Source organism: Pseudoalteromonas sp. L21, assembly GCF_021728035.1.
In the GTDB taxonomy this organism is placed as follows: Bacteria; Pseudomonadota; Gammaproteobacteria; order Enterobacterales; family Alteromonadaceae; genus Pseudoalteromonas; species Pseudoalteromonas arabiensis.
Genome location: NZ_JAKKCV010000002.1, coordinates 586289 through 609282 on the forward strand (window position 1 = coordinate 586289; position 22994 = coordinate 609282).

The following is a 22994-nucleotide window of genomic DNA, read 5'->3' on the forward strand; positions in this document are numbered from 1 at the left end:
TGTGAGAGTTAAGAAAGAAAACCTTCTAAAAAGGTCGGCTTCATTCTACACTGGCAACAGACCTCACGTAAACCGTGAACCCCCTATTTTGCAGATAAAGGTAATAAAAAGGTTAATTATGAGAACTGCATTCTATATTTCTGACGGAACAGCGATCACCTCTGAAGTATTTGGCCACGCAACATTGTCTATGTTTCCAGTTGACTTCAACCACAAAACTATCCCATTTGTAGAAACAGAAAAAAAAGCAAATGAGATTAAAGATCTTATAAATTCGACAGCGCAGCGAGATGGTGAGCAGCCTCTAGTATTTTTTACATTTGTAAATCATGAGCTGAGTGAAATTATTAAATCGTCATGTGCTGTATGTTATGACTTTTTATCGCAGTATAGCGATAAAATTTCTCAAGAGTTAAAAGTTGCGCCGGTACCAAAAGTCCATAGAACTCACTCCATGCATGAAAAGAGCTATGATTTTAGAATTGATGCAGTTAACTATGCGTTGACCAATGATGATGGCGCTAATATTAAAAACTACGCTGAAGCAGACATCATTTTAGTGGGCGTTAGCCGAAGCGGTAAAACACCAACGAGTTTATACTTAGCCTTGCAATATGGTATTAAAGCAGCTAATTACCCGTTAACTGAAGATGATTTAGAAAGAGGCACCCTGCCTGAATGTCTAAAGGCTTATAAACATAAACTATTTGGTTTAACAATTGACCCTGTTCGCCTTGCCGATATTCGCCAGCGCCGTATGGCGAATTCTAAATATGCCTCTTTAAAACAGTGTCGAATTGAAGTGCGTGAAGTAGAAATGCTTTATAAAAAGCAAAAAATTCAATTTTTAAATTCGACTCATCATTCAGTTGAAGAAATTTCTGCAAAGATTATATCTGATACTGGCCTTGAAAGACGTAAGTACTAACTTATTTTAGTATCGGACATTAAAAAAGGCTGCAATGTGCAGCCTTTTTTGGATAACTTAGTGTTACTCTTAGTGTTACTTACGTGCATCTTTTAATAAATCAGCAACTAAGAAACCAAGTTCTAAAACTTGATCTGCATTTAAACGTGGGTCGCACTGTGTGCGGTAACGCTGCGCTAAATCTTCATCAGATAAACCATAAGCACCACCCGTACATTCAGTTACATGCTGGCCTGTCATCTCAAGGTGAACACCACCTGGATATGAACCCTCAGCCTTATGTACAGCGAAGAACTGACTAATTTCACGAAGAATATTATTAAAGCTACGTGTTTTATAACCTGAGCTCGCTTTTTCTGTATTGCCATGCATTGGATCTGAGCTCCAAATAACTTTACGGCCTTCTTGTTGTACTTTACGTACTAGTGCCGGTAGTTTCTCAGGTAGTACATCTGCACCCATTCGGGTAATTAACGTTAAGCGACCTGGAATGTTATCTGGGTTCACGGCATCGATAAGTTTGATTAGCTCATCTGGGTCCATACCTGGGCCAACTTTTACACCGATTGGGTTTTTAATCCCTTTAAAGAATTCGATGTGTGCGTGATCAAGCTGACGTGTACGCTCACCAATCCAAACAAAGTGTGCAGAACAATCGTACCAGTCACCTGATAAATGGTCACGACGTGTTAGTGCTTCTTCGTAGCCTAATAGTAACGCTTCATGTGACGTAAATAAGTCGGTTTCTTTTAAACTTGGTGCCACTGTTGAGTCAATACCACACACTTCCATGAACTCAAGGGCATCTTGAATTCTATCGGCTAACTGCTGGTATTTCTCTTTAAGTGGATTTGCAGCTACAAAACCCATGTTCCAACGGTTTACTTGGTGTAGGTCGGCTAAACCACCTTGCGCGAATGCACGTAATAAATTCAGCGTTGCTGCACTGTGATGATATGCCGTCATCAAACGCTGTGGATCGGGTACACGTGCTTGCTCTGTGAACTCGAAATTATTGATGATATCACCACGGTACGAAGGTAATGAAACACCGTCTATCGTTTCGTAATCTGATGAGCGAGGCTTAGCGTACTGACCAGCCATACGCGCAATTTTAACTACAGGGCACTTACCACCATAAGTTAAAACAACGGCCATTTGTAAAAGTGTTTTAAAAGTATCGCGGATATTTGCTGCATTAAAATCACTAAATGACTCTGCACAATCACCACCCTGTAATAAGAAAGCTCTGCCTTCACATACAGCTTCTAGTTGTTTGTATAAGCTACGCGTCTCTTCAGCAAATACTAAAGGTGGTGCGCTTTTTAATTGCCCTTCGACAGATTTAAGGGCTTCTTGATCTGGGTATTCTGGCTGCTGAAGTATCGGCAGTTTTCTCCAGCTGTCTGGGTTCCACGATTGCATGTTCTTTCCTCATTCCTAACATAGACCGTTAACGAAAACTAACTTATTGCACGTACTAAGTTCAAGGACAATATTCAGCTATTTTTAATTATTTAGTTATTTGATAAATATATTAGATATGAAAGTTTCTTAGCTATTTATTTATATTTTGTAAAACAGTTAGTTAACTCACCATAATACGTTAGCCATAGAAGTTATCACATAAGAACACATCTTACTATACGCCGCCTTTACTGTACCCTCATCTTTACAGAACTAAAAAACATTTTTAAACATCATATTGAAAAATAAAAATAATGTGCTACATCTATCATAAAGAACACATCATACTTCATTTTGTACATTAGTAAGGTCAACATTTGAGTAAATATTACTTTAAATAATCAATGCAAAAGGTTAGACTTTATTTATGTTTAAGTACGATGTGTTCTTATGAGTTCAAAACTACATATTCGCAGTCAGTTTGATTTGGTAAGTGAATTAACCCATTTGTTTTGTGAAGAATTAAGGCAAGTTGCTTTCCATAAAGCAACATTTTATCAGTTACCTGATATAGATATAAATGAAGAAAAGAAAATCCCATCCACTATTGCTGTACAAAAAGTTGATGGAGATGAAGCCCACAAATTAATTCTAAATTCCTTTGGTGACTTTTATAAAAAATCAGGTCTAAGTAGTCGAGTTTTGAAAAGACATCCAGGTTTGTTAATTTTGAAGGATGTTGATAAGACACATTTTACAGCGAGAATAAATCAGTTAAATAAAGCGAAGGCTGATTTTAAAAATTGTGTATTAGCTATCGACAATAATGATGCTCGCTTTGAAGCTGTTCATAATGCTGTACCAAATTTAATTACATTAGCCGCTTATCGAAAAGTCCATTTTGAGACCGAGTCACCCTACTCCGTCCGTTTCACTTGGATGCATAAACACGCAACCAAAACACTTACAAAAAAGATGGCTTTAGCAATGTTGGATAAATCGGCTGGTTACTCTAATCCAAGAATGATCGATCAGCATTCTTGGCAAGCACTAGTTGCACAAGAGCAAAGTCGTGTTGCAAGTTTAGTTGATAAAGAAAAGTTACGAATTCGTAGGCCAACAAGAGTGAGCCCGCAAGTTAACGTAAGATACACAGCTCAAAACCGATATCATGTTAGTGCTGCTTTACCATTTATTTTGATAAACCCAGAACCCGATGTAAAACTTGGTACATTACCTGATTATAAAAAACCCGAGAGTCATCCTCGTAAAAGAGAATATGATTTCTTGGTTGATAGACTTTACTTAGAACAAGTAACAGATTGATTATGTTAAAAAGGCCACTCGCGTGGCCTTTTCAATATAGTTGAGGGTATTGAAGAGATTAGTCTTCTACTATTTCTTCAATTTTATCTTCATCGATTAATACAGCATTCTCAACAATGCGTTTACCACCTTGAATTTCGATTCGTTTGTTATGCTTATTTAGTGTAAGAATCTCATCACAAAATTGATCAGATGGATGCATCTCGTAAGTGTAATCAATAATATTGCCCGTTTTATCGTCTTTAACATTGGTAATGTTATATTCTGAGATTGCACCTTTCTCTATTAAATCTTTCATTGTTGTCGTCATATCACGACGTAACGCTTTTAATTTATTCTCGGTAATTTCGTCTGTTGAATAAATAGAGCCATATTTTTCCATGATTGATAATAGTCGGAAATGGTAGGTCTTACCCGGTGCTGCATAACGCCATAAATGATACAAGCGAAGCATCATCCAACGAGATAAACCACGTTTTAATTCTTGCGCACTATTAAAGTAGTAACCTTTGTATTCAAGGTTATCGATCATGTTATGAACAAAAGCATTCAAACACGCTACACATTTCACATTACCACCTTGACCTTTTTTGCCACTAAAATGAAGTGACGATAAAAAGTTCATATTCGATTCGTAAAAAGAATCATCAATGTCAGTGTTACGAGTATCAGTCGCTGAATATTTAAAAGAAAGTTTAGACCCTTGTAATGCTTCTAAAGATTCTTTGATTTGCGGATACGGCATTGATTGACCAACGGCTTTTAATTCTTGCGCTAATTCATTCATTGAAAAAACAACCGCGTACTGAATACCCGATTTAAAATTAATTTTTACAATTTTACCTTTAGACGCTAGGCGAATAAGGGCACGCTCGACTTTTTCTTCTCGGTCAGATGGCCAAACAAGATATTCTACATCCTCTCCATCTTTTCTAGTGCTAACGACCGCAGGTGTAATTTTAATTTCACCGTCATAAAGAATACCGTCAACCTTTTCTGAAATTCTTCTGGTAACGATGGTTTTTTTAGGTGCTTCTTCAACCGGAAGCTTTTTATGACCAGAACGGACAAAGCGTCCCCATAAATCATAATGATTAAATGTATTTGAGTAAGCTCTCAAACCATGCGCAGCATTTTCAATTGAAACGCGCACATCTTTGTTGTCTGTAAAGAGTGCAAGACTTTCATTATCTATTGCACTTTCCACCCCGTGGATCTGCCCGCGTAAGGTATCGGGTAAATTATCAACCGAGATGTTGACCTTTCGGCTCATTGTTCTTATTTCCAATTTTTCTTCGACAGTTAATAACAACACATAAAACCACAAAAGTTAAATGTTTAAGTTAGTAAAAACTTGATCCGATCATAATTAATTTCTAAGGATCAGCTTTATACTAACTAACTCGCGGTTGCTAAATTTCAGATCAGATTTTTACTAAGGTATAGTTCATAGGTGCAGATTTTACTAACTCAGTTTAAATTATGTCCTGTTAAACGAGTTTTTTTACTAAATTAACACGACATAAATCTCATTTTTAAAACGGCATGTGGATAAATCTAGTTCTAGTTAGCAAAGATCTGATCTGTACCAACTACAGATCAGATCCATACTAACTATTTAATTAAAATAGCAACTATCTCGGTGTATAACTTTCTAATTTAGTTAGTAAAAATTTGATCCGCACAGTTAAAAATGTGAGCAAATCAGTGATTAAACTGTGAATAACTTAGGTGCTTAGTTTTTGCTTAGTAATAAGTTGATCTGTGAGTATTAAGAGATCTGATCTTTACCAAGTAAAATTACGATCTGACTTTTTTAAGAATATTCAATAAAATCAGTTATATACTTCACTATTTTAGCATATTAACCTTATATACCTATATATTTAACCGATATTAATCTTATTTATTTATACTTAGTTTCACTAAAGTTCCAAATTTTTATTAAATGTCTTATAAATAAAAGGTATGTCGCCTTAAATACTTGTTTACAGCAATTTGAATGGACATTATACTTAAACCATAACTTTGAGGAAGAAAGTATGTCTATCAATAATAATGCGCTAGCCACTTATAGGTTACTAAAAGCGACAGCAGAAGTTGCTGAAAAATCGCTAGAAGGACGTATTCAACATTATCGTGCTCATCTAAAATCTGAAGAAAAAGAACTACGAACCTACACCCAAAAAGCAGCCGCAGACTTATTAGGCTGTAATAATCGCACCTTAAAAAGACGTCATGACAATGGTGATTTTGATGAACTTAACATCAAACGCGGTGCCAACGGTCATTATGCTTATACTTTAGTTAATATCTTCGCTATGGCAGACATTATGGATATTAAGCCTGATCACCGTACTGCAGATGACAAATTACAAGTTATTGTTATCAATTCACTAAAAGGTGGTTGTGGTAAAACAACAAGTATGGTGAATATTGCTGCAGCATTGGCTACTACTAACATTAAACGTTATCGAATTGGTATTATTGATCTCGATCCACAAGGTTCATCATCTAGTTTCTTTCCACCGAGCGAGCCGGATCCGATCACTGTCGGTGACTTAATGCGTGATTGTATTGAACTTGAAGAAAACGAAACTTGGGATGAATTGGTTACTAATTCTTTTCTACCAACTCATATCCCTAATATTCGTATTTTACCCTCTGGGATGGATGATTTTTACTTTGAGCATGAAACTGCAACATTATTAAAAGACAGCTCAAGCTATGATAAAACGCGTCATTATCATAAGTTACTTGAAAAAGTCATTGAACCAGTAAAAGACCAATTCGATCTTATTTTAATAGATACCGCACCTTCTCTTAACTTTATGTTTTACAATGCATTAATGGCTTCAACATCGATGCTTATTCCGGTTCATCCTGAAGCTGTAGACTTTGATGCTAACAATAAATATTTAAAACGATTGGGTGAAATTTATCATACAGTTGCAGCACTAGGCCACCAAGGCTGGGACTTTATGCAGTTCTTAGTAACTAACTATGTAAAAGGAAATCACTCACAGCGTGACATTGTAAAAGATGTACGTAGTGCATTTGGTCGCCAAGTCATGAGTTATCCAATTAATCATAGCTCGGCTATTACTGCCAGCTCATCATCCTTTAACACTATTTTTGATCAAAAAACATCAGATAGCTTAGCTAGTCGAGAGTCACTCCTTCGTGCTCAAGAAAATATCAAAGATGTCGTTGATGAACTAGAAATGTTGATTCGTTCTAATTGGCAATCAACCCAATCTTCTCTTAATCCAGCTAAGTAAGGTTAATAATAAAAATGGCTAAAAAACGTAAGAACGATACCAGCTTAGACCCATTTTCAACATCAATTGAAAGCAGTAGCTTAGATGCATTACTAGAACAGGCAACAGCTGGAGATGTAGTTAGTATGCCTGCTCCTAGCGATCCGACTCGCTTAATTACTTTAGTGTGTAAGGTTATCCCTAGCTCTGAAATTGAATCTAGAACAAAGGTCTATGGCAAAAATCGCCGTGTACAATCATTACTAAATGAAAAGTCGGTTGCCGATATCCTTCCTGCAATTGCTGAAGACGGCCGCAACCAGCACCCTGCTCTATGTTGGGATAAAGGTGACGAAATGCTTGTTTTAGCAGGCTCCCGTCGCCGTAAAGCATGTATTTTAAGTAATTCCGATTACTTAGTTTTAAGCTCTGAAGATTTCACAGATCAAGATGCTAAAATTCTTGCGGTGTCATCAGATCAATACATTGCTCCGAGTCTGTGGGAGCTTGGCCAAGCATATCAACAAACCCGTGATGAGCTTATCGCCGAAGGAAAAAAAGGCTCTTATCGTGAGATAGCGGCTATTGAGGGGGTATCTCACACAGCAATTGCCGATGCTATCAAAGCTTATGAGAACCTACCTTCTGAGGTTTTAAGCCTGTATCCTACGGCAAATCATGTTGGTCGAGAAGTGGCGAAAAAACTTATTAGCGCTAAGGAGCGTGATGAAAAGCTATTTGCAAAGCTAGTCAATAATGTAAGCAATGATGCAGATATCGCGCTAATTAGTAGCGATGATAAACGTGCGTTAGCAATTACTAAAGTATTAACAGCTGAACCAGCCGCGCCAAGTCGTCGTGAAGCGCTGATCGACAGTGAATTTGTGAGTGTACAGCGCAATATAAAAAGCGGTGATTTATCTGTCAAAATCGATAATAAAGTGATGACAGACAAACGCTTAGAGCAGTTAACTAAGCTTTTAAGTAGCTTCAATTAGTTAGTAAAATAACGATCTCTCACGCTTTTATAGTTAGTAAAAGCGTGATCTATAATTTCATTTTGTTAGTAAAATAGTGATCTATAACATTCAAATTATGCTGGTTTCACCCTCTTAGATCAGTTTTTTACTAACTAAGCACCCTTTACAGGCTTCTTTTCCTCTTAATCTTGTTTGCTTAGTAAAATAGCGATCTGTAAAGCCCCTCTTCTGTGATTAACCTGTTTATAACGTGTGCAATTTTTGTTTGTTAATTGAACGTTCTGGTCTTTTTCTGCTCTGATCTTACCTAGGAGCATTTTTTTACTAAGTAATCAGCTCCAACCAGTCCAAAATGCCTCGATAGTGCTTTAGCTCTTGGTCGATAGATCATATACTGGCAGAATTATTTTTTGTTTTTACTGTCAAAAACGTTATGTCTGCTAACTTATCTAAAAATGACTTATTAGCTATCTTTGAAGAAATCAAACAAGAGCAAGAAACTCAGTTTCCTTTATCTGAGCGCTTCATTAAACAGCTATTTAAGCCACATGTGTTAAGTAAAGCAAAAGAATACCACCAGAACGGTCAAATCAACTGGTTAGAGCATAACAGTGACTTTAGTATTATCGATGCATCAATGTTTGGTAATGAAGGTAATACCTTCACTCAACATATTGAGATCAGTAAATTACCAAGTGGCTTTTCGGTTGATTCACATTGTACTTGTGGTTCTAAAACTAAATGCCGGCATGTTGCAGCTGTGCTTCTTAAGCTGAAAATAGAACACTCTGGTGACTACGGTGAAGACTACATCATTAATGATTGGTTTAGTGAACTTAAAACGCTAAAGCAAAATACCACTAATACTGCTAAACAAGTTCTATTATTTGTCCTCGATGTAGAGAAATCTGTTGTAACCCTCACCCCAAAAATTGCTAATTATGACTCAGAACACGACTATACATTGGGTCGAAACCTAACTGAGCAGCAATTAAATAGCTTTGTAACTCCTACTGATTTATTAGAATCGGATTTTCGTTTATATAGCTGGATCCGTTCTCAAAATGCACTCGGTAAACTTGAGCTTAAAGGTCAATGGGGCTTCGCTGCACTGCAACAGCTAATTGCAACTCAACGTTTGTTTTTAGGCCGCTCTCGTCAGCCTATAAAAGCAGACAGCATGCAAGCTTTAGAGTTTGGTTGGACACAACACAAAGACTTAACCTCATTAAATATGAAACTTGCAGGCCAAGATAATTGGTTATTGTTAAAAACAACCCCTCCTACTTACCTCGATCCTGATAAATTAAAAGTAGGTCGTATACGTACTCCGTTAACCGCTGATGAGATTGCTTTACTTGCAAATATGCCAGCTATTCATACAGAGAACTTTGACCGCGTTTATCAGCAACTTAATGAAAACTTTGGTGAAGGTTTTATCCCCCACGCTTTTAAGCAAAGTAAGAAAAATAACTCCCGTACAGTTTTTCCTGTCATTAGTATCAATAGTGATGAGAACGTAATCACACTCTCTTTAAAGTTTAATTATCATAATTCGCTGTATGATTTAGGTCAGGCACCTGCTGATATACTGAACAAGTCGCTTGAGAATACGGTTGTAAATGAGCTAACAAATCTCGGTTTTGAACTCTGTAAAGGGGCTTTACAAACTGAGCTCATTTTTAATAGAAACTCGGCGATTCACGGGCACTGGCTTAAGTATGAAATAGTTCCTAACTTATTGAAACGTGGTTGGAAAATAGACGATAAGCTCAGCGTCAGCAAAGGGTTGAAGCAAGTATCACTTCAAGTCCAGCGTGGTAAAGGTCATCAAATAGTTAGTAAAATCGTGATCTCGGGAGTCAAAACGCTACAACTATTTACGACAGATAATCCCGACTTCCAATCTCTCAATCGACAAAGTGAACTGTTTTATTATTTCAACGTAGGGAAGCGTTTTGCTGTAGTAGAAAAAAATGCTATTACGCAATTAAATGATTATCGCAAGCGATTTGAATACATCAAAACTCGTGACGAAATCTTAATGCCTTTATCGTTTTTGTCTAAGCTTATCGAGCAAAAAGCAATTAAGGTTAATATTGTTGACGATGCGCTTGATGCTTACTTAGCTGAATTAAATAGCTCACAACAGCTTATTAAAAAGTCCGATATTCAAGGCTTAAACCCAGGTGTGCAATTACGTGAGTATCAACAACACGGTGTTGATTGGCTTAACTTTTTAAAACGTCACCAACTTGGTGGTATTTTGGCAGATGATATGGGGCTAGGTAAGACCTTGCAAGTTATTGCCTTTTTAGCGAATGCCAAGCAATCACCTCAAGCAGGCCCTACGTTAATTGTTTGCCCAACCAGCTTGGTTGGTAATTGGCAAAGTGAAATCAATAAGTTTGCGAGTAACTTAAAAATCACTACCGTCTTCGGTGCTGCCCGCAGCGACCAATTACAACAGTTGTCGCAAGCTGATTGTATTTTAACAACTTACCCACTGCTTAAGCGCGACATTGCCTTTTATTCGCCGCTGTATTTTGAAAACATCATTCTTGATGAGGCGCAATATATCAAAAACGATGCCGCACAGGTTTCACGCTTAGTTAAGCGCCTTAACGCAGACTTCAAGCTGTGCTTAAGCGGCACCCCTATCGAAAATAACTTATTTGAGCTTAAATCCTTGCTCGATTTTGCAATGCCCTCTTTACTTGGTTCGCAAACACATTTTAAGAGCTATTTTCAAATGCCTATTGAGCGTGATAACGATGTTGCCCGTGCAGATGAACTTAAATCGTTGATCATGCCATTTATCTTACGCCGAACTAAAGTACAGGTAACGCAAGAACTCCCAGAGAAGACCGAGCTAGTTAAAGAGTTTGAATTTGAAACTAAACAAAAAGAAATTTATAACGGCATAACTGAATCATTAGAGCAGAAATTGGTCGATCTATTTGCCCAGCAAGGTGTGCAAAAAAGTAAGCTGGCATTTTTAGATGCATTATTAAAGCTTAGACAGATTTGCTGTCATCCAAAATTGATCGACCCTAGTTCACAGGCTGGCAGCGCTAAGCTTGAGTGGTTATCTAAGCATTTGCCTATCATGCTAAGCGAAGGTCGTAAGGTAATTATATTTAGTCAATTCACTATGGCACTTGATGTGATAGCAGAGCGATTAAATGAGCTAGGCATCCGCTTTAGTATGCTAACAGGGCAAACAAGACACCGCGACCGTGTTATCGAAGAGTTTACTCAAGGTGATACATCCGTGTTTTTAATAAGTCTTAAAGCCGGCGGTACGGGATTAAATCTAACTCAAGCAGATACTGTGATTCATTTTGATCCTTGGTGGAACCCTGCCGTTGAGAAACAAGCGACAGATCGTGCCTACCGAATTGGCCAAACTAACCCTGTGTTTGTCTATAAATTGATTATGGCTAACTCAATTGAGCAAAAAGTATTTAAAATGCAGCAGCATAAGCAAGCCCTTGTTGATGCATTATTTACAGAAAAATCAATGAGTTTCACTCAGTTTGATGAAGAACAAATGCTCGCACTGATAAAAAATTAAATTTTTTTAAAGTTTTTTTGAACTAATCAAATTTTAGGGCGTCTATTATTATGCTTGTTGTTAAATTGCAGTTTACATAAGCATTATGTTGATTTCCCATTTGGTTACTAAATTTTAGTAATGTTAGAGCCAGCTCACCTTGAGCTGGCTTTTTTTATGCCTAAACCCCCTACTCTGCTGAGCACTAATTCGTTATGATGATGTGTCTTTAAGTTATTGAGTTTTCGTTATGATTACAGAGCTAATTACACAGATTAATTGGCAAAGTGGTGTGCTTGGTACTGCTGCAGGTGCTGTTGCAAGTGGTGTTATTTTTGCGCTGCAAAAAAGTCGCTTAAAAAATCAGTTAACTGAACTGCAAAATAGCCAGCAAATCCTGCAAAATCATTTACAACAAAAGCAGCTGCAACTTGAACAAAGCCAACAGACGCTTTCTCAGTTACAGCAAGATTACGCTGAACAACGTGATGAGTCTCAACACTTTAAAACTCGTTTTGTAGAACAAGAAAAACAAGCACAACAATACAACCAATTTTGGCGTCAAGTTGAAGCTGAGCTTGCTGACACTAAAGCTTCACTTAATCAGCGGGATGTTGATTTAAGTACCTTACGAAGCACGATAGAGCAAAAAGAACTGCATTTTAAAGAGCAGCTTAGTCATATCAAAGAAAGCAAAGAGCAACTCAAAAAAGAGTTTGAAAATCTCGCTAATCAAATCCTTGAAGAGAAATCGCAGCGTTTTAAAACCTTAAACCAAGAGAGTATTGAGCAACTATTAAAGCCGGTTCAAGGTGAGCTAAAAGGCTTTCGCGATAAAATGGAATTGATCCACGTTGAAGATCTTAAGCAGCGTGCTGCACTTAAAACAGAGTTATTGCATTTACAGGCTAAAAGCCAAGCTATCACTGAACAAGCTGATAGGCTGAGCACCGCATTACAAGGGCAAAAGAAAACCCAAGGTAATTGGGGGGAGTTAATGCTTGAAAATGTACTAGATAGCGCTGGGCTGCGTGCAGGGGTAGATTATCAACGTGAAGTGTCCTTTAACACCGAAGACGGTCGTTTACGCCCTGATGTGGTGGTGTATTTACCTCAGCAACGTCATTTAGTTATCGATGCTAAAACCTCTTTAAACGCGTATACACGCTATGTAAATGCTGATACAGAGCTTGAGGCGCAGCAGGCGCTAAAAGAGCATGTAACCGCTGTGCAATCGCGTATTAATGAGTTAGCAAGCAAAGCCTACGCCAGACTCCCTGGTATTAACTCACCTGAAGTGGTGATCATGTTTGTACCGATTGAGTCAGCATTTGTTGAAGCACTTAAATACCAAAGTGATATTTATCAGCAAGCTATCGAGAAAAACATTTTAGTCGCAACTCCAACGACCTTATTGACTAGCTTAAATATCGTTAAACAACTGTGGCGTTTTGAAGAGCAAACTAAATACTCAAAAGAGCTTGCCGCCCGCGCTGAGCGTTTTTATAACAAGCTCAATGGTTTCCTAACCAGTATGGAAGGGGTTGGTAAGCAATTAGACCGCGCCAAAGAAAGTTACGATAAAGCGTTTTCTCAGCTGTATCGTGGTAAAGGAAACTTGATTAAGCAGGCCTCTGAGTTCAAAGAGTTGGGTGTTTCTGTTCAAAAAGAGTTACCCGCGGACAGTGTTGAAAAAGCCCACTTAGAGTTAGATTGATATCTATCAAAAAGGCCAACGTCATGTTGGCTTTTTATTAGTTAATAAGTTCAGCTGAAACGATATCGTTGAGCAGTAAAAAGTGGTTAAGTACAGACTCCTCAAGCTCGAATACATGCGCTACTTTTTCGCCATTTGCTGACATTCCTGTTTGCGCACCTGCAAACTCGATATGTAACCCTAAACGCTTCAGGGTTTGGGCATCGTAACTATAAATAGCGGAATCATGTCTTTCGCTAATGCCTGGCATCACTCCTATGATAGTAACCGCTTGTTCAACGTTAATGATATCGAAAAATTGTCGTTCTGCGGTTTGCCATTTTGCTATATAGCTAGCGACCTCGGGTGGCTGATCCATCGGCACGTATAATGGCTGTAATGAGCCACCACGCCAGCCGATAACGGCTTGTTCCTCAACAAAGACATGCGGGCTTGCCGTAAGTACATAGTTGGCGCAGGAGGATGCACAAAACTCGCGTACCACAACATTGAGTTGATATTCATGAACTAAGCCTCCGAAATGAAGACCAGCCATCACATCACCACCTTGGCTATTAATAATTAAGGTGTTGATTTGTTGGCTGCTAGTTACTAATAATTGTTCGAACTTTTCAACATTTTGCTTAGATGTTTCGCCCTGAAAATAAATAGTGCCTGGCGATACCTCACTGATTTCAGCGACCCTTTGCTGTGTTGTTTTACAACCAACCAGCAGTACGCTCAATATTAATAAAAAACGCATTAACAATGCCTTGAAGTTTTGTTTGTATACAGTGCGCAATTTAATAATATGTCATTAACGAACTGCAAAAATGGCATAGTACGTTTTTTTACTTAAGAAATAAATCCACATAACAGGAACAATTGTATGAATATTGGAATTTATATATATGATGATGCCGAAGTGCTCGATTTCTCAGGTCCATTTGAGGTGTTTAGTACCGCTGAGCGCCTAGCGTATAATGACTGGCAAGTGAGTTTAATTGCCGAAACTACTCGTCCTGTTCTTGCCCGCGGTGGTTATAGTGTAAACCCCCATTACAGTTTCACAGACTGCCCTTCGCTTGATCTACTTGTTGTGGTTGGTGGTGACCATACTCGAGAACTTGAAAAAGCAGAGGTTATTGCGTGGTTAAAAGACACTGCCACTAACACCAAGCGTGTTGCGAGTGTTTGTACGGGGGCGTTTTTGCTTGCTAAAACTGGGCTTTTAAACGGGAAAAATGTGACTACTCATTGGCAAGATCAACCTCAGTTGGCTGCTATGTTTCCTGATCTCAATGTGATTGCTGATACTCGTTGGGTCACCGACGATAAGTTTACCAGCTCAGGGGGAATTTCTGCTGGCATTGATATGAGCCTAGCGTTAGTCGCTGAGTTTATTAGCTACGAACACGCCTTACTGACCGCTAAACAGATGGAATATCAATGGCAGACTTTATAATTGTTCAGCAATATAGTTGGTTATAAACTGCTTTAAACAGGCAGCCTTTTTACTCAGTAAACGTGCGCTTGGCCAGATTGCATAAATGTCGCGGTTTTCCCCTCGCCAGTGTGGCAGTACTTGAACTAGCTGCTGAGATTTTAATTCATCTATTACCTCAAACCGAGGTAACAAAGCGATACCTTGCTCATCACAAACTAAGTATTTTACAAATCCAGTATCATTAAAAGTAGTAGCAAATCGGCACATGTGAGTATAAGTTGCATTCGTTTGCGTATTGGTTAGCTGCCACTTATTTCTCAAAGTGGTACCAATTAATCTATGTTGTTTTAAATCTGCTGGCTCTTCTAAGGCAGGTGCCGAATCAAGATATGCTTTAGTGCTTACAAATAAGCTATCAACACTGCCTAACTTTTTCTGATGGAGCATAGAATCAGCCTGCGGCCCTACTCTTATTGCTATATCTGCTTGGCTTTTACTGAGATCTTCAAGTTGGTTATTAAGCAGTAGCTCAAGTTGAATATCAGGGTACTGTTTAGTGAATGCGAGCCACATCGGCTTTAAGAAACCATGACTAATATTCAGAGGTGCTAAAACTTTAAGCTTTCCTGACAATTGTGCTTTTTGCTCATTAAGCTGGCGGTGAGTTTGTTCAAATTGCTCAATTAATTCAACATAGCTTTGAAAATACACCTCACCTGCTTGCGTTAACGTGCATTGCCTTGCTGAGCGATTTAATAGCTGCTCACCTAAGCGTTGCTCAAGTCGTTGTAAGCGTCTCGACACTGTTGCGGTAGGCAGCGACAAGTTCTGAGCCGCATTACTTAGGCCGCCTTGTTTAACAATCTGTATGAATAGAGCGATATCGTCAATCATGTTCTCATTTATGCAATCATAGTTTGTTTATCTTACTATTTTTAGCACTTTTGCAATTAGATATCATGCCTTTTATTAAATCATTTAAGAGCATCTAATTATGAGTGTTAATGATATTTATGTGATAACTTTTGTAGGCATAGCGGCGACTTTGTTCATTGATCTTTATGCTTTTTTGCTGGCTAAAGTGTTTAAGATTCCTTCATTAAACTTTTGTTTAGTTGGCCGTTGGGGCTTGGGGTTATTAGATGGAAAGTTTATGCACCAGAATATAGCAGCTAGCCCTGTTAAGCATTTTGAGTGCGTGTTTGGCTGGTGCGTACACTACTTTATTGGTGTTTTATTTTCGTTTCTATTTATATTACTGGTCGGTATTGCTTGGCTTGAACAGCCCACCTTAATCGCTGCATGTATATTTGGATTAGCGAGCGTATGTATGCCATTTTTTGTTATGCAGCCAGCTTTAGGCATGGGGATAATGGCTACGAAAACCGCAAACCCATTTCAAGCCCGCTTAAAGAGTAGTGTAACTCACCTACTTTTTGGTGTCGGATTATATTTATCAGCTCAATTTATGCAATTTATTTAGGAGTAAGTAATGGACGCAAAGCATTGGCATCAACGTTGGGAGAATAACGAAATAGGTTTTCATGAAGGAGACGTTAACCGTTACCTAGATCATTATTTTACTAACTTAAATTTACAGCAAGGCGATACTGTTTTTGTGCCACTGTGTGGCAAAACTCACGACATTCATTATTTGCTCGCGCAAGGTATGCGTGTTGTTGGGACTGAGCTTAGTGAGATTGCCATTAAGCAATTATTTGATGAGTTAAAACTAGAACCCGAAATCAGCCAACACGGCGAGCTATTACGTTACCAAGGCGCAAATCTAACCGTTTGGGTAGGCGATATTTTTGCACTTACCGCGAATGAACTTGGCACTATCAACGCGGTTTATGACCGTGCCGCCTTAGTTGCGCTGCCAAAGCCTGTACGCATTCGCTATACCCAGCATTTACTTGAATTAACCAATAGAGCTAAACAATTAGTGGTGGTATTTGAGTATCAGCAAAGTGAGTTTTTGGGCCCGCCGTTTAGTGTGGTCGCCGATGAGCTACATAAGCACTACGATGCTTTTTATCAACTCACATTACTGTGTAAAGAGCCTCTAGAAGGTGGCTTAAAAGGGCAAGTCCCTGCCATGAACGTCGCTTGGTTTTTAAGTTAGTACTTACAAACTAGCGGTGTGTAAATTCACACCCTAGTTGTGCGTTTTTGTGGCTGGTTATTGTATCTCTGTGCGTGCACCATAGTTAAAAGCGAATTGGTATGAAAAGAAAGCGTATTTAAGGAGCACATTTATGCAAAAGCCACGCGTTTTATTTGTTTCTCATGGCGGCGGTCCTATGCCATTGCTTGGTGATCCAAGTCATGCTGATATGGTAACTTGTTTGCAATCTATTGCTGCAAAAATTCAAAAGCCGTCAGCTATTTTGATGGTGAGTGCACACTGGGAAGCGAACCCTATTAGCATCACTTCGAGTGCTGCTCCTAAGCTAATTTATGATTACTATGGTTTTCCTGAGCCTGCTTACAGTATCGAGTATCCAAGTCCTGGCGAACCTGTCCTTGCCGAAAAAGTACATCAGGCATTGGCAAAGGCTAATATCGATAGCACATTAAACCCATCTCGTGGCTTTGATCACGGTATGTATGTGCCTTTGAAAATTATGTATCCAGAAGCAGATATACCTTGTGTGCAATTGTCGTTACATCCAAGCCTTGAGCCAAGCTTACACCTAGCGATAGGTGAGGCTTTACAACAACTTGATTACGATAATTTATTGATCATTGGTTCTGGCTTTACTTTTCATAATATGCGCGCATTTTTCACCCCTGAAACCGCTGAAATTAAAGCGCAAAATATGGCTTTTGAGCAATGGCTAGTTGATGTATGTGGTAATGCTGAGCTGAGTGAACAACAGCGACAAGCTAAGTTATTAGAATGGCAAATGGCCCCTGCGGCACGTTTTAGTCATCCTCGAGAAGAGCACTTATTGCCACTACATGTTTGCTATGGTACGGCAATGCGCCCCTGTAGTGATATCTACGAACTAAGTATTGCCAACAAGCAAGCCAGTATGTTCTTGTGGAACGCATGATTTTAAGTTCAAACACATTGTTTTCACGATAAATGTTAAGATTTTATTAAGTTTATTTGTTACGCTTGATTGGTTAAAACCAAGGGATAACAAAAATGAACTTAATAAAAACATCTACCCTTGCGTTTGCTGTGGTTGCGGGTTTAGGTTTGCAAGCATGCTCAAGTACAGAGCAAGCGAGCACGCCATCAGCAACAGTGAACGCAACGGCTAATCCGCTCTCGCTTGCACAAATTTATAAAGAAAAAGACTTTAAAGCTGAGCGAAGCACTTATTTTTCGTGGCTTGATGATGGTACGGGTTATACTGTACTCGAAGAGCGTGAGAGCAATAAAAACAGCCAAGACGACAAAGCTAAAGATGACGAACACGGCGTAAAAGGCAATGATATTGTATTTTATAACGCCGATGGGACGGGTCGTGAGGTGCTTGTTAGTTACGAAAAACTGATCCCCAAAGGTGATAAAGAGCCACTCACCGTTGAAAGCTATCAATGGTCTAAAGATGGTAAATGGCTGATGGTTTTTACCAATGGTGAACAAGTGTGGCGCTCACGAAGCCGCGGTGATTTTTGGCTTTTAAACCTTGAAACCGATTCGCTATATCAGTTAGGTGGCGAAAACATTGAAGCGAAAAAGCTGATGTTTGCTAAGTTCTCACCTGATAGCTCTAAAGTAGCTTATGTGCGTGATAACAACATCTACATGGAAAAAGTGGGTAGCAAGGCAGTGACTGCTTTAACCACTGATGGTAACGACACTATTGTTAATGGTAATTTTGACTGGGTATACGAAGAAGAATTTACCATTCGTGATGGTTTCCGCTGGAGTCCAGACAACAAATCAATTGCCTATTGGCAGCTTGATACTAGTGGCGTGAAATACTTCACTATGATCAATAACACCGATGATCTCTACCCTACCCTTAAAGAATTCCCGTATCCAAAAGCTGGCGAGATGAACTCAGCGGTTAAAGTGGGTGTGGTCAGTCTTAGCGACAAGAAAACTCGCTGGGCTGAGTTAGGTGGCGATAATCGCGATCGTTATATTCCACGTATTAGCTGGGCTGGCACTGGTGAATCTTTGATGATCCAAGATCTTAACCGCCCGCAAAGCCACAACAAGGTTTGGTTATTCGACTGGCAAAAACAACAGCTGACTAAAATTCTTGAAGATAAAGACGATGCCTTTATTGAGTGGTTTTATAAAGCAAACTGGTCAAAAGACGGTAAGTTCTTTATTTGGCATAGCGAGCGTGATGGCTGGCGTCATCTATACCGTGTATCTCGCGATGGCAAAACGATTGTTGATTTAACGCCGGGTGAATATGACATCATTGATATGTTAGCGCTCAACGAAGATAAAAACGTTATGTACTTTACTGCATCACCGGATAATCCTGGCCAGCGTTATTTATTCCGTACCTCGCTAGATGGCAGCTCTAAACCGATGCGCGTAACGCCTGAGTCATTCGATGGTTCAAACAGCTATTACATGTCTAAAGATACCTCTTGGGCGATGCATACCTTCTCTAAATTTGGCACCCCGCCAATGAAAGAGATCATTAAAGTAAGCGATCACAGTAATGTGAAAACCTTAGTTGAGAACAAAGCATTAAAAGAGAAATTAGCGACTGAGCAATTACCGACTCACGAGTTCTTTACAGTTAATGCCCGTGATGGTGTTGAGCTTGATGGCTACATCATGTTCCCAGCGAATATGGATAAAAGCAAAAAATACCCAATTGTATTTTATGTTTACGGTGAGCCATGGGGCTCAACAGTACAAGACCGCTGGGAAGGTAACAGTTACTTATACAAATCGTACTTAACTCAGCAAGGCTTTATTGTTGCCTCTGTTGATAACCGCGGCACGCGCGCACCTAAAGGCAGAGATTGGCGTAAGTCTATCTACAAAAAAATAGGCTCTATTACCGTGCGTGACCAAGTTGATGCCCTTGATGCAATGGCGAAACGTTGGGATGTCATTGATACCGACCGTGTTGGTGTATGGGGCCACTCAGGTGGCGGTAGTTCAACACTTAATTTGTTATTCCGCCATGGTGATAAATATAAAGTGGGGATTGCCTCAGCCCCAGTGCCTGATATTCGCTTGTACGATACCATCTACCAAGAGCGCTATGCGGGTAACCCAAATACCGATCCTGATAGTTACGACAACACGTCTCCGATCACTTTTGCAAAAGACCTGCAAGGTAAATTGCTACTGATCCACGGTACTGGAGATGATAACGTTCACTACCAAGGTTCAGAGCGCTTAATTAACGAATTAGTTAAGCACAATAAACAGTTCGAGTTTTTCTCTTACCCGAACCGTTCTCACAGCCTACGTGAAGGTGAAGGCACGACCCTGCACTACCACACTATGATGGCTAACTTCTTCGAAAAGCACTTACTTAACAAGTAAATATGCTTCAGTAATAAACCGCAGCTTAGATATTAAACTGCGGTTTTTTTATGCAAACTGTAAACCCCCGTTACACAAGAAAGCTATCAAATGTTTGAAGTAAACTATCAGTGCTGGCAATGGCGGCTGCGAGCTTTTGGATTATCTAATGAATATCCTGTATCCCAGTCAAGTCGGTGAACGGAGTTAACAATACCCTGTTACAATTGTCTTATTAACTAATCTTTATAATTGAAGTAGTGTCATTAAGTTATTGATTAAGGATATGAAATGGCATTATTAAAATTTAAAATTCAGTATCTAGCTTGGTTTATTACATTCGTTTTGACAGCTACAGGCTTGTATATCGCAGTGAAATACCAACAGCTCTATAGCTCACGCTTTATTGATATAGATATCAAGTCGAACGCGCTTGCAGAAATGCGCAGAGTTTTCATTCGCTTGCCCAAAAACTACAACTCTAACAAAGCTTATCCGCTCATAATTAAAACTGACGGCAACTTTAACCTTGATACTTGGGATGACGCTTTAAGTATTCTTGAAAGCACCGATGACAAGAATGAGGTTATTCTAGTGGCCATCCCTAACCTGTTTTGGCATGACACTCGAAATCGTGATTTAGTGCCACCTTACGCTCGTAAGGATGTGGCGATAAAAGCGCGCCCGTTTAATCAAAATCAGCGAGAAATATTTGGTAAAGCTGATGTGTTTTTAAAGTTTATAGAAACAGAGTTATTACCTTACTTAGAGGGAACGTATCGTATTAGCGGGCAGCGCACACTTACAGGGTTTTCGGCAGGAGGTAGCTTTGTGTTATATACCATGGTTACTAAACCAGAGTTATTTAATGCATACTTTGCTTTTAGCCCTGCAGCTTGGTATGACGATAATGTTGTCGTAAAACAGTTCAGTAAAAGCTTACCTAATACAGCAGGCAACACTCACTATTTTTATGTCACATTAGGTGGTGATGAGAATCCAACCATAACCGGTGCATTTAATGGCTTAGTGAATGTTCTTCAAAAGCATGCACCAAACGACCTTACCTGGCAGTACCACATCAACAAAGGAGCTGACCATGAACAAAACGCAAAACAATCCGTTCGCAGTGCGCTAGATGGGGCTTTTAATTATTTTGGTATGGCTCAGTAATGACGAAAAGCAAAGCTACAAATAGGCGTTAAACCAATTAACTAACTCTGTTTCTAGTTGCTTTTTATGGTTCATTAAAAACTTTATAATCAATAGTAGCTTAAGTGATGTTTACTTTTACATCATTAAATTAGTAACTGCTCAAGCCATTCAATCACAACTTTATGTATAGATGTTTCGAAGCGAGACTTTTCGGGAATGTAGTAACACAGTTTTGATTCAACTTCTTGGTTATTAAATGATGTTAGTAAGCCCGCATCTAGGTAAGGTTGTACTAAGGTTTTTGAGCAAAACACCACACCTTTATTGGCGAGTACCTGGTTTATTCCAAACAGCTCTTGATCAAATGTTTTTACCTTGAAACATGAATCACTTAGGTTATTTATTTTAAGCCACTGCGTTAATGGTGGGGCTGGAAGGGCATTATTTTTCCATTGGCTTGTGTATAAAGTAACCAGTTTATCAAGCCTAGGAGCGCTTTGTTGTGCGTTTGCCGCATATACATCAAAGCGCTCATATTTGATGATATCTACTTTGTTTACTTCCTCACTATTTCCTAGCCGAACAGGCAAGGTATGCAGTTGCTTATCTAAAGTTTCACTAGTTGATATATCAAGTCGTAAATGTGGTTTTGCGTTATTCAGCTCTTCTAAAGCGGGTATTATTCTTAGGGCTGCTAGAGAAGATGTTGTGGTGATGCGTACTTGGTTATTTGCTTGGCTCAACTGTTCAATTGCCGCAAAAATAAGTTTAAAGCCGCTAGTTGCGTTTTGACTCAGGTACTCGCCTGATGGAGTTAAAGTTATCTTTCTCACTTCGCGATGAAATAAATTAGTATTTAACCGGCTTTCTAGATTCGCGATATGGTGTGAAACCGCTGTAGGTGTAATGGCAAGTTCAGTTGCCGCAGCTTTAAAGCTTCCAAGGCGGGCTGCTGATTCAAAGGCTTTTAAAGCTTGTAATGATATATGCATAACTAAACTCACTTATATTTATAGCTGAGTAAAACTTATTTATAGTGAATTTTAACTCGTTTGCTAAAACGTCTCAATTTGTTGATGATATCTATACATTAACTAATAAGGTTTTAATTATGACTACCCTTTTACACATTGATGCTAGTGTACGTGAAGTGAAAAATGATAATCCAAATCATAACTCTATTTCTAAAAATATTGCTAAATATTATATTGATACATTACAAAGTAATAATGCTATAGCTGAGTATATCTATCGTGATGTAGGAATACATCCTCCTTCTTTTATTACTCAATCTTGGATAGAGGCTGTATTCACCCCTGTTCAAAAACGGACTATACAGCAACAGACACTGCTTGCTGAATCTGACGAGCTGATTGGTGAAGTGGCAAAAGCCGACACTATTGTGATATCAACGCCTATGTATAACTACGGCATGCCAGCACAATTAAAAGCATGGTTTGATCAAATTGTAAGAATTAACGAAACCTTTGATTTTGACTTAGAGCGTGGAGACTTTCCTCTCAAACCGCTGCTTAAAGGTAAACGATTAGTGATCATTACCTCCACAGGAGAATTTGGTTTTGAACAAGGTGGAATACGTGAACATATGAGTCATTTAGTGCCGCATCTTCGCACCTTAAGTAAGTATTTAGGGGTCAATAAAATTGACGAAATTGCCTGTGAATACCAAGAGTTTAAAGATGATAGACATCAGCGTTCACTTACCAATGCTTACGCGAAAGCTGAGCAATTAGCATTCACTCAATATAAATAAA

At 38.9% G+C, this 22994-nt stretch carries 18 protein-coding genes; 13 read left to right on the forward strand and 5 right to left on the reverse strand.

Annotated features, from left to right (window positions below; genetic code table 11):
- The first annotated feature begins 118 nt into the window (after positions 1 to 118).
- Complete coding sequence (locus tag L3V41_RS07815) at positions 119 to 928, forward strand: pyruvate, water dikinase regulatory protein (protein WP_062567870.1); 810 nt, start codon at positions 119 to 121, stop codon at positions 926 to 928.
- A gap of 75 nt (positions 929 to 1003) precedes the next feature.
- Here L3V41_RS07815 and L3V41_RS07820 read toward each other — a convergent pair whose 3' ends face one another.
- Complete coding sequence (locus L3V41_RS07820) at positions 1004 to 2353, reverse strand: 3-deoxy-7-phosphoheptulonate synthase class II (RefSeq protein WP_054563102.1); 1350 nt, start codon at positions 2351 to 2353, stop codon at positions 1004 to 1006.
- Between the two features lie 432 nt (positions 2354 to 2785).
- On the opposite strand from L3V41_RS07820, the gene L3V41_RS07825 reads away from it, so the two are divergent.
- Positions 2786 to 3661, forward strand: a complete 876-nt coding sequence (locus L3V41_RS07825) for a DNA replication terminus site-binding protein (RefSeq protein ID WP_237127495.1) — start codon at positions 2786 to 2788, stop codon at positions 3659 to 3661.
- Between the two features lie 58 nt (positions 3662 to 3719).
- Here the strand turns inward: L3V41_RS07825 and L3V41_RS07830 are convergent, their stop codons facing one another.
- Complete coding sequence (locus tag L3V41_RS07830; protein ID WP_062567868.1) at positions 3720 to 4934, reverse strand: hypothetical protein; 1215 nt, start codon at positions 4932 to 4934, stop codon at positions 3720 to 3722.
- 769 nt (positions 4935 to 5703) lie between these two features.
- Here L3V41_RS07830 and L3V41_RS07835 point away from each other — a divergent pair.
- The 4 genes from L3V41_RS07835 to rmuC all read left to right on the forward strand — a co-directional run bounded on the left by L3V41_RS07835 (position 5704) and on the right by rmuC (position 13174).
- Positions 5704 to 6942, forward strand: coding sequence for an AAA family ATPase (locus L3V41_RS07835; RefSeq protein ID WP_237115547.1), 1239 nt, complete (start codon positions 5704 to 5706; stop codon positions 6940 to 6942).
- A gap of 14 nt (positions 6943 to 6956) precedes the next feature.
- Positions 6957 to 7919 (forward strand): transcriptional regulator, encoded by a 963-nt coding sequence (locus L3V41_RS07840; protein ID WP_237127496.1) that lies wholly within the window; start codon positions 6957 to 6959, stop codon positions 7917 to 7919.
- 415 nt (positions 7920 to 8334) lie between these two features.
- Entirely contained in the window at positions 8335 to 11478 is a 3144-nt protein-coding gene (locus L3V41_RS07845) for a DEAD/DEAH box helicase (RefSeq protein WP_237127497.1), read from the forward strand.
- Positions 11479 to 11707: 229 nt separating this feature from the next.
- Positions 11708 to 13174: a DNA recombination protein RmuC gene (rmuC, locus tag L3V41_RS07850; RefSeq protein WP_237127498.1), complete on the forward strand. Its 1467-nt coding sequence runs from the start codon at positions 11708 to 11710 to the stop codon at positions 13172 to 13174.
- A gap of 37 nt (positions 13175 to 13211) precedes the next feature.
- On the opposite strand, the gene L3V41_RS07855 is transcribed toward rmuC, so the two are convergent.
- Complete coding sequence (locus L3V41_RS07855; protein WP_237115544.1) at positions 13212 to 13916, reverse strand: hypothetical protein; 705 nt, start codon at positions 13914 to 13916, stop codon at positions 13212 to 13214.
- 126 nt (positions 13917 to 14042) lie between these two features.
- On the opposite strand from L3V41_RS07855, the gene L3V41_RS07860 reads away from it, so the two are divergent.
- The gene (locus L3V41_RS07860; protein WP_062567862.1) at positions 14043 to 14618 is read left to right on the forward strand and encodes a DJ-1/PfpI family protein; all 576 of its coding nucleotides are present in this window, start codon (positions 14043 to 14045) and stop codon (positions 14616 to 14618) included.
- Here L3V41_RS07860 and L3V41_RS07865 read toward each other — a convergent pair.
- The gene (locus L3V41_RS07865; protein WP_237127499.1) at positions 14613 to 15494 is read right to left on the reverse strand and encodes a LysR family transcriptional regulator; all 882 of its coding nucleotides are present in this window, start codon (positions 15492 to 15494) and stop codon (positions 14613 to 14615) included. The two genes, L3V41_RS07860 and L3V41_RS07865, sit on opposite strands and share 6 nt — an antisense overlap.
- 100 nt (positions 15495 to 15594) lie before the next feature.
- Here L3V41_RS07865 and L3V41_RS07870 point away from each other — a divergent pair, with 100 nt between their 5' ends.
- The 5 genes from L3V41_RS07870 to L3V41_RS07890 all read left to right on the forward strand — a co-directional run bounded on the left by L3V41_RS07870 (position 15595) and on the right by L3V41_RS07890 (position 21237).
- Positions 15595 to 16083, forward strand: coding sequence for a DUF2938 domain-containing protein (locus L3V41_RS07870; RefSeq protein WP_237127500.1), 489 nt, complete (start codon positions 15595 to 15597; stop codon positions 16081 to 16083).
- Between the two features lie 9 nt (positions 16084 to 16092).
- Entirely contained in the window at positions 16093 to 16725 is a 633-nt protein-coding gene (gene tmpT / locus L3V41_RS07875; protein WP_237127501.1) for a thiopurine S-methyltransferase, read from the forward strand.
- Between the two features lie 133 nt (positions 16726 to 16858).
- Positions 16859 to 17659, forward strand: coding sequence for a class III extradiol ring-cleavage dioxygenase (locus L3V41_RS07880; RefSeq protein WP_237127502.1), 801 nt, complete (start codon positions 16859 to 16861; stop codon positions 17657 to 17659).
- A 95-nt stretch (positions 17660 to 17754) separates the two neighbouring features.
- Positions 17755 to 20085, forward strand: coding sequence for a DPP IV N-terminal domain-containing protein (locus L3V41_RS07885; RefSeq protein ID WP_237127503.1), 2331 nt, complete (start codon positions 17755 to 17757; stop codon positions 20083 to 20085).
- Between the two features lie 270 nt (positions 20086 to 20355).
- Positions 20356 to 21237 (forward strand): alpha/beta hydrolase-fold protein, encoded by an 882-nt coding sequence (locus L3V41_RS07890; protein ID WP_237127504.1) that lies wholly within the window; start codon positions 20356 to 20358, stop codon positions 21235 to 21237.
- Positions 21238 to 21362: 125 nt separating this feature from the next.
- On the opposite strand, the gene L3V41_RS07895 is transcribed toward L3V41_RS07890, so the two are convergent.
- Positions 21363 to 22211, reverse strand: coding sequence for a LysR family transcriptional regulator (locus L3V41_RS07895; RefSeq protein WP_237127505.1), 849 nt, complete (start codon positions 22209 to 22211; stop codon positions 21363 to 21365).
- 119 nt (positions 22212 to 22330) lie between these two features.
- On the opposite strand from L3V41_RS07895, the gene L3V41_RS07900 reads away from it, so the two are divergent.
- Entirely contained in the window at positions 22331 to 22993 is a 663-nt protein-coding gene (locus tag L3V41_RS07900) for an NAD(P)H-dependent oxidoreductase (RefSeq protein ID WP_237127506.1), read from the forward strand.
- Position 22994: the final 1 nt, after the last annotated feature.